At 66.0% G+C, this 4,424-nt stretch carries 7 protein-coding genes; 3 read left to right on the top strand and 4 right to left on the bottom strand.

Translation table 11 applies throughout. The features are described from left to right. Nucleotides 1–341 precede the first annotated feature (341 nt). From HUK65_RS18035 to HUK65_RS19295, 3 genes are read left to right on the top strand one after another with little or no spacing between them, the layout of a single operon-like run. Entirely contained in the window at nt 342–1,658 is a 1,317-nt protein-coding gene (locus HUK65_RS18035; RefSeq protein ID WP_179907643.1) for a site-specific DNA-methyltransferase, read from the top strand. Then, nucleotides 1,658–2,659 (top strand): DNA cytosine methyltransferase, encoded by a 1,002-nt coding sequence (locus HUK65_RS18030; protein WP_179907642.1) that lies wholly within the window; start codon nt 1,658–1,660, stop codon nt 2,657–2,659. Before HUK65_RS18035 ends, HUK65_RS18030 begins: the two co-directional genes overlap by 1 nt. Beyond that, nucleotides 2,635–2,919, top strand: a complete 285-nt coding sequence (locus tag HUK65_RS19295) for a DUF7220 family protein (protein ID WP_456095396.1) — start codon at nt 2,635–2,637, stop codon at nt 2,917–2,919. The genes HUK65_RS18030 and HUK65_RS19295 overlap by 25 nt, the downstream gene beginning before the upstream one ends. Here HUK65_RS19295 and HUK65_RS18025 read toward each other — a convergent pair. The 4 genes from HUK65_RS18025 to HUK65_RS18010 form a co-directional block, all read right to left on the bottom strand. Further along, on the bottom strand, nt 2,858–3,151 hold the full coding sequence (locus HUK65_RS18025; protein ID WP_179907641.1) for a type II toxin-antitoxin system RelE/ParE family toxin: 294 nt from the start codon (nt 3,149–3,151) through the stop codon (nt 2,858–2,860). The genes HUK65_RS19295 and HUK65_RS18025 overlap by 62 nt on opposite strands. Before the next feature lie 14 nt (nt 3,152–3,165). Beyond that, nucleotides 3,166–3,441 (bottom strand): type II toxin-antitoxin system Phd/YefM family antitoxin, encoded by a 276-nt coding sequence (locus tag HUK65_RS18020; protein ID WP_179907640.1) that lies wholly within the window; start codon nt 3,439–3,441, stop codon nt 3,166–3,168. A 74-nt stretch (nt 3,442–3,515) separates the two neighbouring features. Beyond that, nucleotides 3,516–4,028: a DUF3489 domain-containing protein gene (locus HUK65_RS18015; RefSeq protein ID WP_179907639.1), complete on the bottom strand. Its 513-nt coding sequence runs from the start codon at nt 4,026–4,028 to the stop codon at nt 3,516–3,518. Nucleotides 4,029–4,119: 91 nt separating this feature from the next. Next, nucleotides 4,120–4,344, bottom strand: a complete 225-nt coding sequence (locus HUK65_RS18010) for a hypothetical protein (RefSeq protein ID WP_179907638.1) — start codon at nt 4,342–4,344, stop codon at nt 4,120–4,122. Nucleotides 4,345–4,424 lie beyond the last annotated feature (80 nt).

The raw sequence follows: 4,424 nt of genomic DNA, 5'->3' as shown, positions 1-4,424 counted from the left end.
CCGGGAACGCCGCGCACTCGACGCGCTGGATGAAATCAGAGGGAACCGGTAAGATGCGTCAGACTCAGAACACTAGCGTCAGGGCGATTTTTTTGGGAGTCCACCCCCGTCGGAATCCACCCCCGAAGCACCTGAAACCTTCGTGAAATCAGCATCCTAGCTGGACCCAAAAGGTGGATGCATGGTGGACTCCGGAGTCCATCCCGGAAGCCACCACCGGGGCCCACCTGCGCAATCCAACTGGACCCCGCCGCACGAATTCGCATCTCCGGGGTGCGGCCTACACTGGCGACACGAAGGCGGCGCCTCGCAAAAACAACCTATCGAACAGGAACACCCTCATGACCCTCGCCTTCGCCCCCGAGCGGATCGAGCAGTGGCCGCTTGCGCGCCTGCAGCCTTACGCGAAGAACGCGAAGCTGCACGGAGCGGACCAGGTCGCGAAGCTCGCCGCCAGCATGGCCGAGTTCGGCTGGACCGTGCCCTGCCTGGTGGCCGAGGATGGCGAGCTGATCGCCGGGCATGGCCGCGTGCTGGCAGCCACGCAGCTGGGGCTGACGGAAGCGCCGGTGATCGTGCTGGGGCATCTGACCGAGGCGCAGCGTCGGGCTTATCGGATCGCGGACAATAAATTAACCGAACTCGGCACATGGGACGAGGCGCTGCTGTCCGCGGAACTGAACGAGTTGTTGGCCGAGGATTTCGACCTTTCACTGGTCGGCTTCTCCGATGGCGAGTTGGACAAGCTGCTGGCCTATGTGCCGGAAGGCGAGGAAGAAGGTAGCGCCGGTGGCACTGTGCCGCCCGTGGTCATCCCCGAACCGCCGCGCAACCCGGCGTCGCGCACGGGCGATCTGTGGATCCTTGGCGACCACCGACTGCTCTGCGGCAACAGCACCAGCGCTGCCGATGTGCGCCGCCTGATGAATGGCGATCGCGCCGTGCTGTTCGCGACCGACCCACCGTATCTTGTCGACTACGACGGTTCGAACCACCCGACGCGGAACAAGGACTGGAGCCAGTCCTATGGTGTCACCTGGGATGACAGCAGCCAAGGGGCGGAGCTCTACGACGGTTTCATCGCTGCGGCCGTGGCCGAGGCGATCACCGAGGATGCGGCCTGGTACTGCTGGCACGCCTCGCGCCGCCAGGCGATGCTGGAGGCTTGCTGGGAGAAGGTCGGGGCGTTTGTGCATCAGCAGATCATCTGGGTGAAGGACCGCGGGGTTCTGACCCGGTCGCACTACCTCTGGAAGCACGAGCCCTGTTTCATGGGTTGGCGCCGTCCGAACCGCCCGCCGAAGGTCGCCGAGCAGACGCTGCCCTCGACCTGGGAGATGCCCAGCTTCACGAAGGACGAGCGACCCGATCATCCGACCCCGAAACCGCTCGACGCCTTCGGGATCCCGATGCGCCAGCACGTCGCGCGGGGCGGGCTTTGCTACGAGCCCTTCTGCGGTTCCGGCTCGCAGATCATGGCAGGCGAGACCAATGGCCGCCGCGTTTTCGCGATGGAGATCAGCCCCGCCTATGTCGATGTCGCCGTGGAACGCTGGCAGGCCGAGACCGGCAAGGAAGCGATCCTCGATGGCAGCGGGCGGACGTTCGCGCAGGTGAGGGCCGAGCGGCTGGGCGACACGGCCGACGCGGCTGCCTGATGGCCGTCTACTACAACGATGCCGATCCTGCGGCCTGCGCCTGGCTGCGGGAACTGATCGCGGCCGGGCACCTGCCCGCGGGCGAGGTGGACGGGCGCTCCATCCTCGAGGTTACACCTTCGGACCTGCGCGGCTTTGCACAATGCCATTTCTTCGCCGGGATCGGCGGTTGGCCATATGCGCTGCGCCTCGCCGGTGTAGCCGGGGACCTGTCCGTCTGGACCGGATCGCCGCCCTGCCAACCCTTCAGTCAGGCCGGGCAACGCAAGGGACAGGAAGATGACCGCCACCTCGCGCCCGCCTTCCTCGGCCTCGTTGCCGCCTGCCGACCCGGGCTCGTCTTCGGAGAGCAGGTCGCGAGCGCGGCGGTGCTCGGACCGGTTGGCGGAGCGGCTCGAACAGCGGCTGCGGGTGCGGCTGGCTGGGCGTGGTTCGACGCTGTGGCGGATGCGCTGGAAGCGGCATCTTACGCCGTCGCGGCGGCCGATCTGCCGGCTGCGGGCATCGGTGCGCCGCACATCCGCCAACGGCTGTTCTTCGGGGCCGTCGTCCTGGATCGAGGCGCAGGCGGGCTGGGCGACGGCCTCGGCGCGGGATCACAAGGACGGATCGGAATGCCGGGCGGTGCCGATCAATGCGCTGCTCGGCCGGCAGGTCTGGCTGGCGGGATGGCCGACGGCGATGGCGGGCTCACCCGCGACGAAGCGATACAACGCGGCTGGCAATACCGATGCAAGCCGCAGGACAGTGAAGCTGGTCGACTGGTCGAAGGCGCCTACCCCGCCGGGGCCGTCGCGACGGACGGCGTCTGGCGAGATCCTGACTGGCTCCTCTGCCGGGATGGCCGCTGGCGGCCCGTTGAGCCCGGAACATTCCCGCTGGCTGATGGGATACCCGGTCGCATGGGGCTCCTGCGGGGCTACGGCAATGCGATCGTGCCGCCGCTCGCGGCGGAGTTCGTGACCGCGTTTTTTGAATGCCTACCGGAGGGGCCGCGATGAGGCAGAGCCGGATCATGTCGATGGTTGAGGCTGCGACGAACGTTGTGGTCGGCTACGTTCTGGCCATCGCCACGCAGATTGTCGTGTTCCCGTGGTTCGGCCTCGAGGCCGCGCTCGGTGAGCACATGGCCATTGGCACGGCGTTCGTAGCGCTCTCGCTGGCGCGTGGATACCTGTTGCGGAGGTTGTTCGAGCGGATCAGGGTTGCCAATCGCTCCGGCGACCGTGGCGAACATGGAGAACCCGCACCGCACCGTTGATGACGGCATAGTAGATGCGCCAGCGCGTCACCTTGCCGTAGATCGCGCGACGGATAGGCAGATCGAATTCACGCGCTTCCGGGGCAATCGGATGAGCGTCGGGCATTGCACCAAGGGCCAGGATGGTGTCGCGGATGCCCGCCAGCCATTTATCCGCCGCCCTTGGGTTGCGATCTTGCAGGTAGGTCCATGACGCTGCCAGATCATCCGCCGCGTTCGGCGTGATGATCACGGGTAAAGAGGCAGTCATTTCGACTGTGCGAGGCCGTCGAAGAAGGTGCCCGCGTCAGAGCCTTCACCGTCACGGGCCTGCGTCAGACCCTTGCGGATCCCCGCGACGGTTTCGGCATAGTCGAGTTGGTCCTGCATCTCCTGCCACGCGGCGGCATCCATCACGACGACCGAGGGTTTGCCGTTCACGGTCAGGATCTGCGGCCTACCGGTCTCCTTGATCTGCGCGATCAGACGCGCCGAATCCCGCTTGAACTCGGTCAGAGGGCTGATGTCCTTGGTGATGTTCATGGCGGGCTCCTGACGCGCATCGAATTAGGTGCGAATATAGCGCCTTCTTCGATGCGCGTCGAGGGTTGCGGCGCCTACTTCAGGGCGTAGACCCGCCCTCTTCCTTCGACCTTCTCGGAGGTGATGGTCAGGCCGAGCTTCTTTTTCAGCGCGCCGGCCATGGCGCCCCGTACCGTGTGTGATCTCCAGCCCAGTGCCTCCACGATCTCGTCGATGGTGGCGCCGCCCTCGGCGCGCAGCATCGCGATCAGCGCCTCCTGCTTGGTTCCGCTGCGGCGGCGTACGGGCGCTGGCGCAGGTTCGGCCGCTGGCTGGTCCTCCGGATCCTCAGTAATGCCGAGGATGCTGTAGGCCAGCTTCGTGGCGCGTAGGGTGATGGGGCCGCGCTCCTCGTCATGCCGCCAGACCGTGTTGTGGTCGGTGGCGGTGACTTCCTCGATCAGTCCGCGCTTGAGCAGGCTCTTGCAGACATTCCCGACAGCGCCGCCCTTCAGGCTGGCGGTGACGGGAAACACCATCGCGTTCTCGCGCGCGCAGGCAGCAGACAGGATGACGGCTTGAGCGTCGGACAGCTGGATCTGGGTCATGGGTCGTCTCCGGTTTCGGCCCGCGCGACATGCGGGGGCTTCTACCGGGCGAAGCCCGCCATTCGGCGGGCGGCACCCGATGGGCGCGGGGTTACTCGGCGAATTCGCCTTCCTTGAAGGCGCTATCGGTGATTTCGCGCAGGCGGTCACGGTAGAGGTTCAGGGTGCCGACATGGCCCCAGTCGATCTCGTCGGGGTGGGTGTCGAAGTGATCGTCGCTCAGCGCGGCGAGGCGCGCGAGCATGCTGTCGATTTCGGACTTCGCGGCGAGGAAAGCGCCGAGGGCCTTGGAATTGTCGGTGGCACGGCGAGTCATGGCGGGGTTCCTTCGGCTGAGTTGAATCGTCCTTGTGTAATCAGAATCGCTCGCCTGCGTCTGAAAGTGTAGGAAAACCA

Source organism: Rhabdonatronobacter sediminivivens (assembly GCF_013415485.1).
Lineage (GTDB): Bacteria > Pseudomonadota > Alphaproteobacteria > Rhodobacterales > Rhodobacteraceae > Rhabdonatronobacter > Rhabdonatronobacter sediminivivens.
Note: the sequence above shows the minus strand (reverse complement) of the source record. Positions and strands in the feature narration are given on the sequence as shown.

Bases quoted from the DNA above. Each gene is read 5' to 3' on its own strand.
- HUK65_RS18035 (WP_179907643.1), top strand. From the start codon at position 342: ATGACCCTCGCCTTCGCCCCCGAGCGGATCGAGCAGTGGCCGCTTGCG.
- HUK65_RS18030 (WP_179907642.1), top strand. From the start codon at position 1,658: ATGGCCGTCTACTACAACGATGCCGATCCTGCGGCCTGCGCCTGGCTG.
- HUK65_RS19295 (WP_456095396.1), top strand. From the start codon at position 2,635: ATGCCTACCGGAGGGGCCGCGATGAGGCAGAGCCGGATCATGTCGATG.
- HUK65_RS18020 (WP_179907640.1), bottom strand. From the start codon at position 3,441: ATGAACATCACCAAGGACATCAGCCCTCTGACCGAGTTCAAGCGGGAT.
- HUK65_RS18015 (WP_179907639.1), bottom strand. From the start codon at position 4,028: ATGACCCAGATCCAGCTGTCCGACGCTCAAGCCGTCATCCTGTCTGCT.
- HUK65_RS18010 (WP_179907638.1), bottom strand. From the start codon at position 4,344: ATGACTCGCCGTGCCACCGACAATTCCAAGGCCCTCGGCGCTTTCCTC.